Origin of the sequence: Streptomyces sp. YS-3, assembly GCF_045257485.1 — a bacterium.
GTDB lineage: Bacteria > Actinomycetota > Actinomycetes > Streptomycetales > Streptomycetaceae > Streptomyces.
In genome coordinates, this window is the sequence record NZ_JBJHPC010000114.1 from 1 (window position 1) to 15,427 (window position 15,427).

A 15,427-nucleotide genomic window follows, 5' to 3' on the forward strand; every position below is an offset into this window, starting at 1 on the left:
CGTTCGGCCCCGTCCACAACCGGCCCGCCACCGGCCGCTGCCGCTGCGGCCACCAGCACGGGGAAGACGACCCCCGGTTAGGCACGGCCCTGGACCCGGAGCGCTACGACTACGCGGGGGCTGTGCTGTGGAACAACCACGCCGGGGCCCTGTGGCAGAGGTTCACGATCTACCTGCGCCGTGAGGTCGCCAAGCGCGCCGGACTCACCCAGGCCGAGTTCGCAGAGCATGCGCGGGTGTCGTTCGGGAAGGTCGCGGAGTTCCAGAAACGCGGCGCGGTCCACTTCCACGCGATCATCCGCATCGACGGGCCGACCGGACCCGACTCCCAGCCCCCCGCCTGGGCCACGGTGGCGCTCCTGGACGACGCGATCCGTGCCGCCGCTGGCCGCGCCAGGGTTCCGCTCGATGCCGCCGGCGCTTTACCTTCCCGGATCTTGCGTTGGGGAACGCAGATCGATGTGCAGCCCATCAGCGCCCTGGAGGGCCAGGACGATGTGTCGGAACAGGCGGTGGGTGCCTACGTCGCCAAGTACGCCACCAAAGCAGCCGAGACCACCGACACCCTGGACCGCCGCATCGGAGAACTGGCCGAACTCGACGGACACGCGGGCCTGCCCGACCACACCCGGCGGCTCATCGAAGCGTGCTGGGACTTGGACGCGGCCTACCCGGACCGGCTGCTCGCGCACTGGTCGCACATGCTCGGCTTCCGGGGCCACTTCTCCACCAAGACCCCGCAGTATTCGACCACCCTGGGAGCTCTGCGCGGGGCACGAGCCGACTGGCGCGCCCAGCAAGAACGCCACGAGCGCGGCCTTGCCGACCCCGACCAGGACGACGACGCCCCGGAGGAGACGACGCTCGTCGTCGCCCACTGGGAGTACGCCGGACAAGGCCACGCCCCCGGTGAGTCCTGGCTCGCCGCCACCATCGCCCGGGACATCAAGCTCAACCGCGACACCGCACGCGAAGCACTCGCCCAACTCGACGACACCGGGGAGTGGTGACCATGAAGCGACCCCTCCCCGAGCGCTACCTCACGCCGCTCGACCTCGCCGATCTCTTCGGCGTTCCTCTCGAAACGATCTACCAGTGGCGCCGTAAGCGCACAGGGCCTCGGGGCTTCCGCGTCGGCGTTCACCTCCGCTACGACCCCGAAGACGTCCGGGCCTGGGTCGCATCTCGAATGTAAGGAGCCGCTTGATGGCCGGTCACGTGCAAGACCGCTGGTACAAGGTAGAGGCGGGGCCGGATGGCAAGCCCATCAAGGTCAAGACCGACCGCTACGGCACGGGCCTGCGCTACCGTGCCCGCTACGTCGGCCCGGACGGCACCGAGAAGAGCCAGTCGTTCCCCGACAAGCAGAAGCGCCGGGCGGAGACGTGGCTCTCCAACATCGAGGCCGACATGTCGCGCGGCGACTACATCGACCCTGACGCCGGGAAGATCACGTTCAAGCAGTACGCCACACAGTGGATGACCACCCAGGTCACCGATCCCGCCACGCGTGAGTCAGTCGAGATGCGGCTGAGGCTCCACGCGATCCCACACCTGGGGGCGCGCCCCATCGGCTCGTTCAATCCCACGCACCTGCGGCTGTGGATGCGGATCTTGGAGGACGCGGGCCTTTCGCCTGCCTACCGGCGGGGGATCTTCGCCCACGTTTCAACGGTGTTCACCGCAGCCGTTGATGACCAGATCATCCGTGCGAACCCCTGTAGTGCCCGGTCGGTGAAGGCGCCTCGGCTCGACCCTCGCAAGGTCAAGCCCTGGTCTGCCGACCGCGTCATGGCTGTACGCGCCGCTCTGCCGGATCGGTACGCAGCACTCATCGAGCCTGCTGCCGGGTGCGGGATGCGACAGGGCGAGGTGTTCGGTCTCGCCGTAGAGGACGTGGACTTCCTCGGCGGTGAGGTTCACGTCGTGCGCCAAGTGAAGCTGCTTCACAACCGTCCAGTGTTCGCCCCGCCGAAGAGTGGCAAGGAGCGGGACGTACCGCTGCCTGAATCGGTCGCCTTCGCGCTCGCTGGCCACCTCACGCGGTACCCGGCGAAAGAGATCACCTTGCCGTGGAAGACCCAGGGCGGCCCGCCCGTCACAGCAACTCTGATCTTCTCCAGCCCGGAGGGGCTCTCGCTGAACCGGAATCGGTTCAACCATCGGGAGTGGAAGCCCGCGTTACGTGCTGCGGGAGTTCCGGCCGGACGCGACAACGGAATTCACGCGCTGAGGCACTTCTACGTCTCGGTGCTCCTGGACGCAGGGGAGAGCATCAAGGCACTCAACGAGTACCTGGGGCACCACGATCCTGGATTCACGCTGCGGACCGACACGCATCTGATGCCTGCCAGTGAGACCCGTACCCGGGCCGCCGTGGATCGAGTCCTGAAGCATCCAGGTACTACGGACGACGGCCCCGAGACGGCCCAGACTGGTTCGTAGGTCTCTGACCTGCGGCTATCTCAGAAGCCGAAGTCCTGCGTCCACCACGGGCCGCCCTCGCCGAGGTGCACACCGACGCCGAGGGTCTTGTAGTCGCAGTTCAGGATGTTCGCCCGGTGGCCGGGGCTGTTCATCCAGGCCTCCATGACGGCCTTGGCGTCCGCCTGGCCGCGGGCGATGTTCTCGCCGCCCAGGTTGCCGATGCCCGCCTTGGCCGCCCGGTCCCAGGGGCTCTTGCCGTCCGGGTCGGTGTGGTCGAAGAAGCCGCGCGCCGCCATGTCGTCGCTGAACGCGGTGGCCAGCGCCGCGAGCGAGGCATCGGCCTTCAGGGGGCTGCAGCCCGCCTGGGCGCGCTGCTGGTTGACCAGCGAGACGACGGTCGCCGCTGCCGCCTGTTCGGCGGTGGGCGCCTTGATCCGCGGCTGCTCCGGCACGACGGCCCGCGCCCGGGACGGGGACGCGGACGGCGTGGCCGTCCGGGGCGCCGCCGGAGCCGAGGACTTCTCCCGCGTCCGGGCCGGGGCGGGCGCCGCCGAGGACGGCTTCTGGGAGGGCGTGGCGGAAGGGGAGGTGAGGGGTGCGTGGCTGCTCGGCGAGGTGATCGGCGCCGAGGGGGCCGCGCTGGTCGGCTGCGCGGACTGGCCGCCCTGCTGGCGCAGGTCGGAGCCGGCGCCGCCGGCCTGGACGTGCTCGCCCGTGGACCCGCCGTTGAGCTCGAAGGAGGAGCCGCCCGGCAGCAGACCGGAGGCTATGGCCACGGCGCCCACCGCCACGGCGGCGGACGCGCCGAGCAGACCGGTGCGCACGGGCACGACGGGCCGCTTCTTGGCGGGCTCGGCGGAGCGACGATGGCGTCCCATCTGCGGGCCTCCCTCATTGCTTCAGTGCTTGTGGTTCCTGAGCCCCGGCCCCCGTCAGGGGTGACGGGCACTGGTCCGAACGGGTGAGGCTCATTGCGTCGGGACTGTACGGCATGACGCAAGAGGGCGAAGTGCTCCGTGAGCTATTGGCCGGTTAGCGTGCACCCATGAACGAAGATGCACGGCTCACCGCCTGGGTACGCGGCCGAGTACAGGGAGTGGGCTTCCGCTGGTTCACCAGGGCAAACGCTTTGGAGATCGGCAACCTCGTCGGGTTCGCCCTCAACCTCGACGACGGCAGGGTGCAGGTCGTGGCCGAGGGGCCACGTGATAATTGCCACCGTCTGCTGGAGTGGCTCAGGGGCGCCGACACACCCGGCAGGGTCGACGGCGTCACCGAGATCTGGGCCACACCGCGCGGCGGGTACGACAGCTTCGCCATCCGCTAGGGCCCCCGGGGCGCGGGCCCGGCGGGCCGGGCAGCGCCCATCGGTCGGCCGGTACCGGTCCGGGGCCCCTGACCTCGTACGACTTCGTTGTTGCCAATCCGGGCCGGGCGTGCAAGGCTGCCGCTAGAAGGATGATCTCCACGCCCCCAGGGCTCCGAGGAGAGGCCTCGCCGGACGCTTTCCGGCTCGACGGCCCCCGGATTGCCCGCCGATGCGGGGCGTGATCGTGTTGACCGTCAAACTTTTTGGTGAGACGCTGAAAGCCCCGCGCACCTTAGCTGTTTGGCATGAAGAACCGCAGTCGAAGTCCAAACATCGCGGGTGCGATTCCCTCACGACCCACACCGCTTCGGTCGGTCACTCATTGTGGAGGACCATCCATCATGGCAAAGGCGCTTCTCGGTTACGTCGGCGGTTCCGACCCGCGACTCCTCGCCGAGATGCGACGGCTCCAGCAGCGTGTCCAGGACCTTGAGTCCGAGCTTGTACGGATCCAGTCCGAGAAGGACGCGCTGTCGGCTGCCGTCGCTTCGCACCGCGGAGACTCGCTGCTCGAAGGCATCGACATCGACGTACCCCAGGCGGAGCCTGCGCTCACCTGACCCCGGGCCGCGCCCCGAGGCCCGTAGGTGAGATCCACTCTCCCGAGATAGATATGCAAGGGACGCCTCATGGCGTCCCTTCTTTCTTTCCCGGCCCTCGGCCGGCCGCCACCCCTTCGTCCGCCCCCGCGTCCTTCTCATCGATGTGCCCTGCGTGACCAGAGGTGAAACCGCCGCGGCTGCGCCTTCCCGGGGCGCGGGCGGGGGCGCAGAGTAGAGTCCGACGGCGTGCACCTCAAGGCCCTGACCCTGCGCGGGTTCAAATCCTTCGCTTCTGCGACGACTCTGAAGTTCGAGCCCGGCATCACCTGTGTGGTCGGCCCCAACGGCTCCGGCAAGTCCAACGTCGTGGACGCGCTGTCCTGGGTCATGGGCGAGCAGGGCGCCAAGTCGCTGCGCGGCGGCAAGATGGAGGACGTCATCTTCGCCGGGACGACAGGCCGCCCGCCGCTGGGCCGCGCCGAGGTCTCCCTCACCATCGACAACTCCGACGGCGCCCTGCCGATCGAGTACGCCGAGGTCACCATCACCCGGATCATGTTCCGGGGCGGCAGCAGCGAGTACCAGATCAACGGCGAGACCTGCCGGCTGCTCGACATCCAGGAACTGCTCTCCGACTCCGGCATCGGCCGCGAGATGCACGTGATCGTCGGACAGGGCCAGCTCGACTCCGTGCTGCACGCCGACCCGATGGGCCGCCGGGCCTTCATCGAGGAGGCGGCCGGCGTCCTCAAGCACCGCAAGCGCAAGGAGAAGGCGCTGCGCAAGCTGGACGCGATGCGGGCCAACCTCGCGCGCGTACAGGACCTCACCGACGAGCTGCGGCGCCAGCTCAAGCCGCTGGGCCGGCAGGCCGCCGTCGCGCGTCGGGCCGCCGTCATCCAGGCCGATCTGCGCGACGCCCGGCTGCGGCTGCTCGCCGACGACCTGGTGCGGCTGCGTGGGGCGCTGCGGGCCGAGATCGAGGACGAGGTCGCGCTCAAGCAGCGCAAGGACAGCGCCGAGGCCGAGCTGAAGGCCGCCCTCGCGCGCGAGGCGGAGCTGGAGGAGGAGGTCCGGGCGCTCGCGCCCCGGCTGACCGGTGCCCAGCAGACCTGGTACGAGCTGTCGCAGCTGGCCGAGCGGGTGCGGGGCACGGTCTCGCTCGCGGACGCGCGCGTGAAGAGCGCCACCGCCCAGCCGCCGGAGGAGCGCCGGGGCCGCGACCCCGAGGAGATGGAGCGCGAGGCCGCCCGGATCCGGGAGCAGGAGGCGGAGCTGGAGGCGGCCCGCGAGGCGGCCGAACGCGCCCTGGAGGACACCGCCTCCCACCGCGCCGAGCTGGAGCGGGAACTCGCGCTGGAGGAGCGGCGTTTGAAAGACGTGGCCCGGGCCATCGCGGACCGGCGCGAAGGCCTGGCGCGGCTGCACGGCCAGGTCAACGCGGCGCGGAGCAGGGCGGGTTCGGCGCAGGCGGAGATCGACCGGCTCGCGGCGGCGCGGGACGAGGCGGGCGAGCGGGCGGCGCTCGCCCAGGAGGAGTACGAGGCGCTGAAGGCCGAGGTCGACGGCCTGGACGCGGACGACCACGAGCTCGGCGAGGCCCACGACCGCGCCAGGCGCGAACTCGCCGAGGCCGAGGCGGCCCTCGGCGCCGCCCGCGAGGCGGCCACGGCCGCCGAGCGCAGACGTGCCGCCGTGGCCGCCCGCCACGACGCGCTCGCCCTGGGCCTGCGCCGCAAGGACGGCACCGGCGCCCTGCTCGCCGCCCAGGACTCACTGCGGGGCCTGCTCGGCCCCGCCGCCGCCCTGCTCACCGTCAAGCCCGGCTACGAGGTCCCGGTGGCCGCGGCCCTGGGCGCCGCCGCCGACGCGCTCGCGGTGTCGGGCCCCGCCACCGCCGCCGAGGCGATCCGGCTGCTGCGCAAGCAGGACGCGGGACGGGCCGCGCTCCTGGTGGGCGGGCTGCCGGGACCGCAGGAGCCCGATCCCGTACGGCCGGGCGGGCCGCCGCGCGCGGCGGACCTGGTGCACGGCCCGGCGGAACTGCTGCCCGCCGTGGGCAGGCTGCTGCGCGGGATCGTCGTCGTGGACACCCTGGAGGACGCCGAGGACCTGGTCCACGCCCGGCCGGAGCTGACCGCCGTCACCGCCGAGGGCGATCTGCTGGGGGCGTACTTCGCGCACGGCGGGTCCGCCGGGGCGCCCAGCCTGCTGGAGGTGCAGGCGTCCGTCGACGAGGCCGCCGCCGAGCTGGCGGAGCTGGCGGTGCGGTGCGAGGAGCTCGCCGGGGCCCAGCGGGCGGCCGGGGAGCGGCGGGCCCGGTGCGCCGAGCGGGTCGAGGAGCTGGGGGAGCGGCGCCGGGCCGCCGACCGGGAGAAGTCCTCCGTCGCCCAGCGGCTCGGACGCCTCGCCGGGCAGGCCCGCGGCGCCGCGGGCGAGGCCGAGCGCACGGCGGCGGCTGCCGCCCGCGCCCAGGAGTCCCTGGAGAAGGCGCTCCAGGAGGCGGAGGAGCTGACCGAGCGGCTCCTGGTGGCCGAGGAGATGCCGGTGCAGGAGGAGCCCGACACCTCCGTACGGGACCGGCTCGCCGCCGACGGGGCCAACGCCCGCCAGACCGAGATGGAGGCCCGCCTCCAGCTGCGTACGCACGAGGAGCGGGTCAAGGGCCTGGCCGGGCGGGCCGACGCGCTCGACCGGGGCGCCCGCGCCGAGCGCGAGGCCCGCGCCCGCGCCGAGGAGCGCCGCGCCCGGCTGCGCCACGAGGCCCGGGTGGCCGCGGCCGTGGCGGCGGGCGCGCGGATCCTGCTCGCCCATGTCGAGGTCTCGGTGGTGCGGGCCGAGGGGGAGAGGACGGCCGCCGAGGCCGCGAAGGCCGCGCGCGAACAGGAGCTGGCGGGCGCCCGGGCCACCGGCCGCGACCTCAAGGGCGAGCTCGACAAGCTGACGGATTCGGTGCACCGCGGCGAGGTACTCGGTGCCGAGAAGCGGCTGCGGATCGAGCAGCTGGAGACGAAGGCGCTGGAGGAGCTGGGGGTGGAGCCGGCCGGGCTGATCGCGGAGTACGGGCCCGACCAGCCGGTGCCGCCGTCCCCCGCCGCCGAGGGGGAGGAGCTTCCCGAGGACCCGGACCACCCGCGCAACCGGCCCCGGAGTTTCGACCGCGCGGATCAGGAAAAACGGTTGAGGTCAGCCGAACGGGCGTACCAGCAGCTGGGAAAGGTCAACCCGCTCGCGCTGGAGGAGTTCGCGGCTCTGGAGGAGCGGCACCAGTTCCTCTCCGAGCAACTGGAGGACCTGAAGAAGACGCGGGCCGACCTTCTTCAGGTGGTGAAGGAGGTGGACGAGCGGGTCGAGCAGGTGTTCACGGAGGCGTACCGGGACACGGCCAGGGAGTTCGAAGGCGTCTTCTCGCGGCTCTTCCCGGGCGGCGAGGGGCGGCTGGTCCTGACCGACCCCACCGACATGCTCGCCACCGGGGTGGACGTGGAGGCGCGCCCGCCGGGCAAGAAGGTCAAGCGGCTCTCGCTGCTCTCGGGCGGTGAGCGGTCGCTGACGGCCGTGGCACTGCTCGTGTCGATCTTCAAGGCGCGGCCGAGCCCGTTCTATGTGATGGACGAGGTGGAGGCGGCGCTCGACGACACCAACCTCCAGCGGCTCATCCGGATCATGGAGGAGCTCCAGGAGTCCTCGCAGCTGATCGTGATCACGCACCAGAAGCGCACGATGGAGGTCGCGGACGCGCTGTACGGCGTGTCCATGCAGGGTGACGGCGTATCCAAGGTCATCAGCCAGCGCCTCCGCTAGGTCCCCCGTAACCCATCTTCAAGTCTTGAACAAGCACGACACGCCAGGGTCGCTCAATTCACATCTGTTGCCCTATTGACTTCGAAACTTGAAGGCATAGTCTCTGCAACGTTGCTTTTTCCTTCAAGTGGTGGGTGACCCGAAGTTGTGCGCCACTTGAAGTGCCCCCAACGCCCGGCGACGCTGCCGGGCGGCCCCAGGAGTTCACGTGACCAGCACTACGCAGCCACCGGCCTCGGGAGCCCGCACGGCGCACCCCGAGCACCTCGCCCACGTCGTCTTCATCGCGGCGGCGGCAGCGATGGGCGGTTTCCTCTTCGGCTATGACAGCGCCGTCATCAACGGCGCCGTCGAAGCCATCAGGGGCCGCTACGACATCGGTTCCGCGGCGCTCGCCCAGGTCATCGCGGTCGCCCTGATCGGCTGCGCGATCGGCGCCGCCACCGCGGGCCGGATCGCGGACCGTATCGGCCGCATCCGCTGCATGCAGATCGCCTCCGTGCTCTTCACCATCAGCGCCGTGGGCTCCGCGCTCCCCTTCGCCCTGTGGGACCTCGCCTTCTGGCGCATCATCGGCGGCTTCGCCATCGGCATGGCCTCGGTCATCGGCCCCGCCTACATCGCCGAGGTCGCCCCCGCCGCCTACCGCGGCCGGCTCGGCTCCTTCCAGCAGGCCGCCATCGTCATCGGCATCGCCATCTCCCAGCTGGTCAACTGGGGCATCCTCAACGCCGCGGGCGGCGACCAGCGCGGCAAGCTGATGGGCCTGGAGGCCTGGCAGGTCATGCTCGGCGTGATGGTCATCCCCGCCGTCCTGTACGGCCTGCTCTCCTTCGCCATCCCCGAGTCGCCGCGCTTCCTCATCTCGGCCGGCCGCGACGCGCGCGCCCGTGAGGTGCTCAAGGAGGTCGAGGGCGACATCGACCTGGACGCCCGCGTCGCCGAGATCGAGCACGCCATGAGGAGCGAGGAGAAGTCGAGCTTCAAGGACCTGCTCGGCGGCTCCTTCTTCTTCAAGCCGATCGTCTGGGTCGGCATCGGCCTGTCCGTCTTCCAGCAGTTCGTCGGCATCAACGTCGCGTTCTACTACTCCTCGACGCTGTGGCAGTCGGTCGGCGTCGACCCGACGGACTCGTTCTTCTACTCCTTCACCACGTCGATCATCAACATCATCGGCACCGTGATCGCGATGATCTTCGTCGACCGGATCGGCCGCCGCCCACTGGCGCTCATCGGCTCGGTCGGTATGGCCATCGGCCTCGCCCTGGAGGCCTGGGCCTTCAGCTACGACCTCGTGGACGGCAAGCTGCCCGCCACCCAGGGCTGGGTCGCCCTGGTCGCCGCCCATGTCTTCGTGCTCTTCTTCGCCCTGTCCTGGGGCGTGGTGGTCTGGGTCTTCCTCGGCGAGATGTTCCCGAACCGGATCCGCGCCGCCGCCCTCGGTGTCGCCGCCGCCGCGCAGTGGATCGCCAACTGGGCCATCACCGCGAGCTTCCCCTCGCTGGCCGACTGGAACCTCTCCGCGACCTACGTGATCTACACGGTCTTCGCCGCCCTCTCGATCCCCTTCGTACTGAAGTACGTCAAGGAGACCAAGGGCAAGGCGTTGGAGGAGATGGGCTAAACCCCGCTGCCCTCTCTCCTCGACACACGTACTGCCCCGGCTCACCCATGGAGCCGGGGCAGTACGTCGTCGGTGAACAGGCGCAGACTGCGCCACCCCTCCTCCAGCGGCATCCCCCCGCACAGCGGGTGCAGCACCAGGCTCTCGGCGCCCAGCGCCGCGCACTCCCCGGGCGTCACGATCCGGTAGACGCCCTCGGCGCGCAGCTCCCCGACCGTGGCGGCCGTCGAGCGGACCGCCGAACGGATGTCCTTGGACTGCCAGGACGCGTACATCCGCGCCTCGTGCAGGAAGTGCTCCCCGTACAGCGCCCAGGCCCGGTCCGGGTCCTCACTCAGATGGAGCAGCGGCGTGCTCTCGGCGGGCATCATCGTCCAGCCCTCGGTGCCGTGCGCCGCCAGCTGCTCGCGGTAGTACGCCGCCAGCTCCGGCAGATGCGCGCTGGGGAAGAACGGCAGCCCCAGCCGGGCCGCCCGCCGCGCCGCCGCCTTCGACGAGCCGCCCACCAGCAGCATCGGGTGCGGCTGGGTGAAGGGGCGCGGGGTGACCCGTACGGTACGTCCCCCGTAGGTGAACGGCTCGCCCGTCCACGCCTTCAGCAGCGTCTCCAGCAGCAGGTCCTGGAGCTTGCCGCGCCGGCCCCACTCGACGCCCGCCTGCTCGTACTCCTCGGGCCGGTAGCCGATCCCCGCCACCGTCACCAGGCGCCCGCCGCTGATCAGATCGAGCACGGCGATGTCCTCGGCGAGCCGCAGCGGGTCGTAGAGCGGGCCGATGATCGCGGAGACGGTGACCGCGATCCGGCTCGTGGCCCCGAAGACCGCGCCCGCGAAGGCGAACGGCGAGGGCAGCCAGCCGTTGCCGGTGCCGTGGTGCTCCTCGGTCTGGACGGTGTCGACGCCGTGCGCGTCGGCGTACGCGGCCATCTTCACCGCGGCGCGGTAGCGGGCCGACAGCGGCTCGGGCGGCTCGTGCGGGGCCACCATGTTCATACGTACGACGGTGAACGGCATGGCAAAGTCCCCCTCCGCCGGGGCCGGGTCCGGCTGGAACCGGTGGGATCCGATGGAGCCCGACGGAGGGGACGGTAGCTGACGAGGCGTCAGACAGCCAGGGGTGCGGGCTCCTCGGCCGTCTCGTCCTCGGCCGGGGCCGGGACGGCGGGTTTGGGCAGCACCACGTACAGCAGCCCGGAGACCACGATGGTGGCCACCCAGCCCAGGCCGTACTCGCCGACCGGGTTGTTCGCGGCGAGCGGGCCGGTGAACCAGTCCGAGGTGGTGAAGAGCAGACCCGAGACCAGGCCCACCGCCCAGGCGGCGACGGCGGCGGGGGAGAAGCCGCCGGTGTACCAGTAGGCGCTGGTGGGAGTGGTGTCGAGGAGCGCCTTCGCGTCGTACTCGGTGCGCCGCAGCATGTCCGCGCCGAAGACGCCGACCCAGGCCGAGAAGGCGACGGCGAGCAGCGAGAGGAAGGCGATGAAGGAGCCCATGAAGCTCTTGGCGACCAGCATCAGCACACCGCCGAAGGCCAGCGAGATCACGGCGTTGACCGAGACGGCCCAGTGGCGCGGGATCTTGAAGCCGAGGGTCTGCGCGGTGAAGCCGGCCGAGTACATCGACATCGAGTTGATCAGCACCATGCCGACCAGCGCGATCAGCAGGTACGGCACCGCGATCCACAGCGGCAGGATCTCGCCGAGAAAGGAGACCGGGTCCGCGGCCGAGGCGAGATCCGGGGTGGAGACCGCCATGACCGCGCCCATCAGGACCATCGGCAGCACCACGATCCCGGCGCCGCCGACGGAGCTCGCCACCATCGCCCGGGACGAGGCGGTGCGCGGCAGATAGCGGGTGAAGTCCGGGGCGGAGGGGATCCAGCTGACACCGCCGGCGGCGATCAGACCGGTGCCCGCCACCATCAGCGACATCTTCCCGGCCGGACGGTCGAAGACCTCGCTCCAGTCGGTGTTCAGCGCCAGATAGACCAGCACGAGCACGGAGAACGCGCCGAAGAGGTAGGTCGCGTACTTGTTGCACTTCTGTACGACGTTGATGCCGAGGCCCGAGATCGCGAAGGTCGTCACCACGAAGAGCAGCAGCGTCACGATGATCAGGAAGGTGTTGCTCCGGATGCCGAACACGATGTCCAGGACGGTCAGCATCGCGTAGGCGCCGGTGACCGCGTTGATCGTCTCCCAGCCCCAGCGGGCGACCCAGATCAGCGAGCCGGGCAGCAGGTTGCCGCGCTGGCCGAACACCGCGCGCGAGAGCGCCATGCCGGGCGCGCCGCCGCGCTTGCCCGCGATGGAGATGAGCCCCACCAGGCCGTAGCTGACGACCGGCGCGGCGACCGCGACGACGATCGCCTGCCAGAAGTTCAGCTTGTACGTCACGACGAGGCTGGCGCCCATCGTGAGCAGCAGCACGCTGATGTTGGCGGCGACCCAGGTCGGGAAGAGCTCGCGGGTTCTGGCGGTGCGCTCACTGTCGGGGACGGGCTCAAGGCCACGGGTTTCCAGTGCGCCTTCGGACTGGGAGGTGGTGCTCATGGGGGTGCGGTTGCCTCTCGCTCGGCTCGAAAAGGAGCCGGTGGGGGTCGTCTCGGGGGACTCTACGCGCGTTGATGCCTCCTCTTCCATCGTAACTTAATACGACGATTGCCCCATAATTCCCTTTGATCTTCATGGGAAGACACGAGCGGGCCCCCACGACGGGCCATGACTGATACTGGGGACGTTATGGAATTCGTCATCCTTGCCGTAGTCATCGCCCTGGTCGCGGTCGGCGCGATCAGCGGGCTCGTGGTCAGCAGCCGCAAGAAGAAGCAGCTGCCGCCCACGGCGCCGCCGTCCACGCCGACCATCACTGCCCCGCCCGCCGAGCCGCACGTCGGCGACGACGCCGCGGAGAGCGCCGAGGAGCAACGCCGCGCCATCGAGGAGATCGCCCTCCCCGAGGCCCCGGCGAGCCCCGTCGTGGTCGAGGAGGCGCCCGTCGAGGCGCCCGCCGCGCCCGCGGTCGAGGTGCCCGAGCCGACGGCCGGCCGTCTCGTACGGCTGCGCGCCCGGCTCGCCCGCTCGCAGAACTCGCTGGGCAAGGGGCTCCTCACGCTCCTGTCCCGGGACAACCTCGACGAGGACACCTGGGAGGAGATCGAGGACACCCTGCTCACCGCGGACGTGGGCGTCGCCCCGACCCAGGAGCTCGTCGAGCGGCTGCGCGAGCGCGTCCGGGTGCTCGGCACCCGCACCCCCGCCGAGCTGCGCGCGCTGCTGCGCGAGGAGCTCGTCGCGATCCTCCGCCCGGACTTCGACCGCACGGTGAACACCGAGGGCAATACCACCGAGGGCGGCGCCGAGGTCCCCGGCGTCGTGATGGTCGTCGGCGTCAACGGCACCGGCAAGACCACCACCACCGGCAAGCTCGCGCGCGTGCTCGTCGCCGACGGCAAGTCGGTCGTCCTGGGCGCGGCGGACACCTTCCGCGCCGCCGCCGCCGACCAGCTCCAGACCTGGGGCGAGCGCGTGGGCGCCCGCACCGTGCGCGGCCCCGAGGGCGGCGACCCCGCGTCGATCGCCTTCGACGCGGTCAAGGAGGGCATCGCGGAGGGCGCGGACGTCGTCCTCATCGACACGGCCGGACGGCTGCACACCAAGACCGGGCTCATGGACGAGCTCGGCAAGGTCAAGCGGGTCGTCGAGAAGCACGGGCCGCTCGACGAGGTCCTGCTCGTCCTCGACGCGACGACCGGGCAGAACGGGCTGGTCCAGGCCCGGGTCTTCGCCGAGGTCGTCGACATCACGGGCATCGTGCTGACCAAGCTGGACGGCACCGCCAAGGGCGGCATCGTCATCGCCGTCCAGCGCGAACTGGGTGTGCCGGTCAAGCTCATCGGGCTCGGCGAGGGCGCGGACGATCTCGCGCCGTTCGAGCCCGGCGCGTTCGTGGACGCGCTGATCGGGGACTGAGCACCCCCTCGCGGGGCGCGGACGCCCGTCCTCATCGAGCGGATGAGGGCGGGCGTCGTCGCGTCAGGAAGGCGCCCGGTGGCAGATGTACGCCAGGGTGCCCAGCAGCAGGCGGGCCTCCGGGGGGCGGGTCGCGGTGTCCAGGGACGGGGGGCGCAGCCAGCGCACGTCCGCCGACGGGGGCGCCTGCACGTACTCCCCCGGGCCCGGGCAGACCAGGTCCAGATCGGCGTCGTCCCAGCCCATCCGGTAGAGCAGGAGCGGCAGTTCGGCCGCCGCCCCCGGCGCCACGTAGAAGTGCGTGCGGCCCGCCGGGGTCGTCGAGACCGGGCCCAGCGGCAGCCCCATCCGCTCCAGGCGCACCAGCGCCCGCCGCCCGGCCGGCGCCGCCACGTCCAGGATGTCGAAGGCACGGCCCACCGGCAGCAGCACCGAGGCCCCCGGGCACTCCGCCCACGCCTTGCCGACCTCGTCCAGCGTCGCCCCCGCCGGCACCTCGGGGACGAAGTCCAGCGGGTGCGCGCCCGGCGCCGGGCAGACCGGATCGCCGCAGGAGCACTGGCCGGAGAGCGCCCGCGCCCCCGGGGCGACGTCCCAGCCCCACAGGCCCGTGTACTCGGCCACCGCCGTGACCTCGGTCGCGCGCCCGCGGCGCCGCGGACCGGACCGGATTTCGCGGATCCCCCGGCCGCCGCCGATCGTGAAGCCCATGCCCCCTCCAACGGGTGAGACGCGACGGTGGTTACGATCCGGAGTCCCCTGATCGCGCACCGCTCACCCCGCGGCTCGCGGCGGAAGGGGAGGGTGGTGCGAAGCGGTCCGCGCGCCCCGGCGTGCACCGTTCCACCCGACTCCTGATCGACCTGTGTCAAGTGAATCGCGCACGGAGCCGGGGGAGTTCATTCGAAGGGGTGGCGAATGGTGGCGTTTACGGAATCGCCCTCGCCAGACGGGTGATCGTAGAATTACTCTGAGTGTACGAACCCTGGAACGCGCGCACTCGCGGGTATGCCAACGGCAAGGAGCTGTACCGTCCCGGGGGTCGCGTCCCGAGGACGGGAAGCAGGAACTCGCGGCATTCTGGCGGGAGTTCGCGTGACGGATTCGAGGGATCCGACAGATCCGTCGGATCCGACAGGTGGTTCGCGTGACCAAGACGACGCACGGGGCTTTAGCCGAATGGGGGCGTTCCAGTGGGCGGCAGTGGGGCTAGCGGTACGAGCGCCGGCAAGCGCCCCAACGAACAGCTGAGTTCGTGGTTCGTACGGAGCGGCTGGTCGAAGGGCGAGCTTGCACGCCAGGTCAACCGACGGGCGCGCCAGCTCGGCGCCCACCACATCAGCACGGACACCTCCCGGGTCCGCCGCTGGCTCGACGGCGAGATGCCGCGCGAGCCCATCCCGCGCATCCTCTCCGAGCTGTTCTCCGAACAGTTCGGCAGCGTCGTGGCCGTGGAGGACCTCGGGCTGCGCACCGCCCACCAGTCCCCCTCGGTCTCCGGCGTCGACCTGCCCTGGGCGGGCCCCCAGACGGTCTCCCTGCTCAGCGAGTACTCGCGCAGCGACCTGATGCTGGCCCGGCGCGGCTTCCTCGGCACCTCCCTGATGCTGTCGGCCGGCCCCGCCCTCATCGAGCCCATGCAGCGCTGGCTGGTGCCCGCGCCCCCCGCCGAGTCCATCAACGTGGAGACC

Annotated in this window: 12 protein-coding genes and 1 pseudogene; 9 read left to right on the forward strand and 4 right to left on the reverse strand. The window is 71.2% G+C overall.

The annotated features are described in order from the left end of the window. From ACJA3G_RS12835 to ACJA3G_RS12845, 3 genes are all read left to right on the forward strand, one after another. Nucleotides 1-1,010: replication initiator (locus ACJA3G_RS12835; RefSeq protein WP_406553075.1), on the forward strand; the 1,010-nt coding region annotated here is incomplete at its 5' end. A 2-nt stretch (nt 1,011-1,012) separates the two neighbouring features. Next, nucleotides 1,013-1,195, forward strand: a complete 183-nt coding sequence (locus ACJA3G_RS12840; RefSeq protein ID WP_406553076.1) for a helix-turn-helix transcriptional regulator — start codon at nt 1,013-1,015, stop codon at nt 1,193-1,195. Between the two features lie 11 nt (nt 1,196-1,206). Beyond that, a complete protein-coding gene (locus ACJA3G_RS12845; protein WP_406553077.1) occupies nt 1,207-2,445 on the forward strand; it encodes a tyrosine-type recombinase/integrase in 1,239 nt (412 codons plus the stop codon). Nucleotides 2,446-2,465: 20 nt separating this feature from the next. Here the strand turns inward: ACJA3G_RS12845 and ACJA3G_RS12850 are convergent, their stop codons facing one another. Then, nucleotides 2,466-3,305, reverse strand: coding sequence for a CAP domain-containing protein (locus tag ACJA3G_RS12850; RefSeq protein ID WP_406553078.1), 840 nt, complete (start codon nt 3,303-3,305; stop codon nt 2,466-2,468). Nucleotides 3,306-3,472: 167 nt separating this feature from the next. On the opposite strand from ACJA3G_RS12850, the gene ACJA3G_RS12855 reads away from it, so the two are divergent. The 4 genes from ACJA3G_RS12855 to ACJA3G_RS12870 all read left to right on the forward strand — a co-directional run bounded on the left by ACJA3G_RS12855 (nt 3,473) and on the right by ACJA3G_RS12870 (nt 9,766). After that, entirely contained in the window at nt 3,473-3,754 is a 282-nt protein-coding gene (locus ACJA3G_RS12855) for an acylphosphatase (protein ID WP_406553079.1), read from the forward strand. Between the two features lie 383 nt (nt 3,755-4,137). Further along, on the forward strand, nt 4,138-4,356 hold the full coding sequence (locus ACJA3G_RS12860; protein ID WP_067164723.1) for a hypothetical protein: 219 nt from the start codon (nt 4,138-4,140) through the stop codon (nt 4,354-4,356). Between the two features lie 228 nt (nt 4,357-4,584). Next, entirely contained in the window at nt 4,585-8,142 is a 3,558-nt protein-coding gene (gene smc, locus ACJA3G_RS12865) for a chromosome segregation protein SMC (protein WP_406553080.1), read from the forward strand. 208 nt (nt 8,143-8,350) lie between these two features. Next, a complete protein-coding gene (locus ACJA3G_RS12870) occupies nt 8,351-9,766 on the forward strand; it encodes a sugar porter family MFS transporter (RefSeq protein ID WP_406553081.1) in 1,416 nt (471 codons plus the stop codon). A gap of 41 nt (nt 9,767-9,807) precedes the next feature. Here ACJA3G_RS12870 and ACJA3G_RS12875 read toward each other — a convergent pair whose 3' ends face one another. Together ACJA3G_RS12875 and ACJA3G_RS12880 are read right to left on the reverse strand one after the other, a co-directional pair. Beyond that, on the reverse strand, nt 9,808-10,779 hold the full coding sequence (locus tag ACJA3G_RS12875) for an LLM class flavin-dependent oxidoreductase (protein ID WP_406553082.1): 972 nt from the start codon (nt 10,777-10,779) through the stop codon (nt 9,808-9,810). Between the two features lie 89 nt (nt 10,780-10,868). Beyond that, nucleotides 10,869-12,317 (reverse strand): cytosine permease, encoded by a 1,449-nt coding sequence (locus tag ACJA3G_RS12880; RefSeq protein ID WP_406553083.1) that lies wholly within the window; start codon nt 12,315-12,317, stop codon nt 10,869-10,871. 189 nt (nt 12,318-12,506) lie between these two features. Between ACJA3G_RS12880 and ftsY the strand changes: the two genes are divergently transcribed. Beyond that, a complete protein-coding gene (ftsY, locus tag ACJA3G_RS12885; protein WP_406553084.1) occupies nt 12,507-13,736 on the forward strand; it encodes a signal recognition particle-docking protein FtsY in 1,230 nt (409 codons plus the stop codon). A gap of 63 nt (nt 13,737-13,799) precedes the next feature. Here the strand turns inward: ftsY and ACJA3G_RS12890 are convergent, their stop codons facing one another. Continuing rightward, nucleotides 13,800-14,447 carry a bifunctional DNA primase/polymerase gene (locus tag ACJA3G_RS12890; protein ID WP_406553085.1) on the reverse strand — a complete coding sequence of 216 codons (648 nt, stop codon included), beginning with the start codon at nt 14,445-14,447 and terminating at the stop codon, nt 13,800-13,802. A 482-nt stretch (nt 14,448-14,929) separates the two neighbouring features. On the opposite strand from ACJA3G_RS12890, the pseudogene ACJA3G_RS12895 reads away from it, so the two are divergent. Further along, nucleotides 14,930-15,427: pseudogene (locus ACJA3G_RS12895) on the forward strand (hypothetical protein); the annotation flags it as partial.

Excerpts from the sequence above, each read along its gene's own strand:
- ACJA3G_RS12860 (WP_067164723.1), top strand. The coding sequence starts at position 4,138 with ATGGCAAAGGCGCTTCTCGGTTACGTCGGCGGTTCCGACCCGCGACTC.
- ACJA3G_RS12880 (WP_406553083.1), bottom strand. The coding sequence starts at position 12,317 with ATGAGCACCACCTCCCAGTCCGAAGGCGCACTGGAAACCCGTGGCCTT.
- ACJA3G_RS12855 (WP_406553079.1), top strand. The coding sequence starts at position 3,473 with ATGAACGAAGATGCACGGCTCACCGCCTGGGTACGCGGCCGAGTACAG.
- ACJA3G_RS12850 (WP_406553078.1), bottom strand. The coding sequence starts at position 3,305 with ATGGGACGCCATCGTCGCTCCGCCGAGCCCGCCAAGAAGCGGCCCGTC.
- ACJA3G_RS12845 (WP_406553077.1), top strand. The coding sequence starts at position 1,207 with ATGGCCGGTCACGTGCAAGACCGCTGGTACAAGGTAGAGGCGGGGCCG.
- ftsY (WP_406553084.1), top strand. The coding sequence starts at position 12,507 with ATGGAATTCGTCATCCTTGCCGTAGTCATCGCCCTGGTCGCGGTCGGC.
- ACJA3G_RS12890 (WP_406553085.1), bottom strand. The coding sequence starts at position 14,447 with ATGGGCTTCACGATCGGCGGCGGCCGGGGGATCCGCGAAATCCGGTCC.
- ACJA3G_RS12840 (WP_406553076.1), top strand. The coding sequence starts at position 1,013 with ATGAAGCGACCCCTCCCCGAGCGCTACCTCACGCCGCTCGACCTCGCC.
- ACJA3G_RS12875 (WP_406553082.1), bottom strand. The coding sequence starts at position 10,779 with ATGCCGTTCACCGTCGTACGTATGAACATGGTGGCCCCGCACGAGCCG.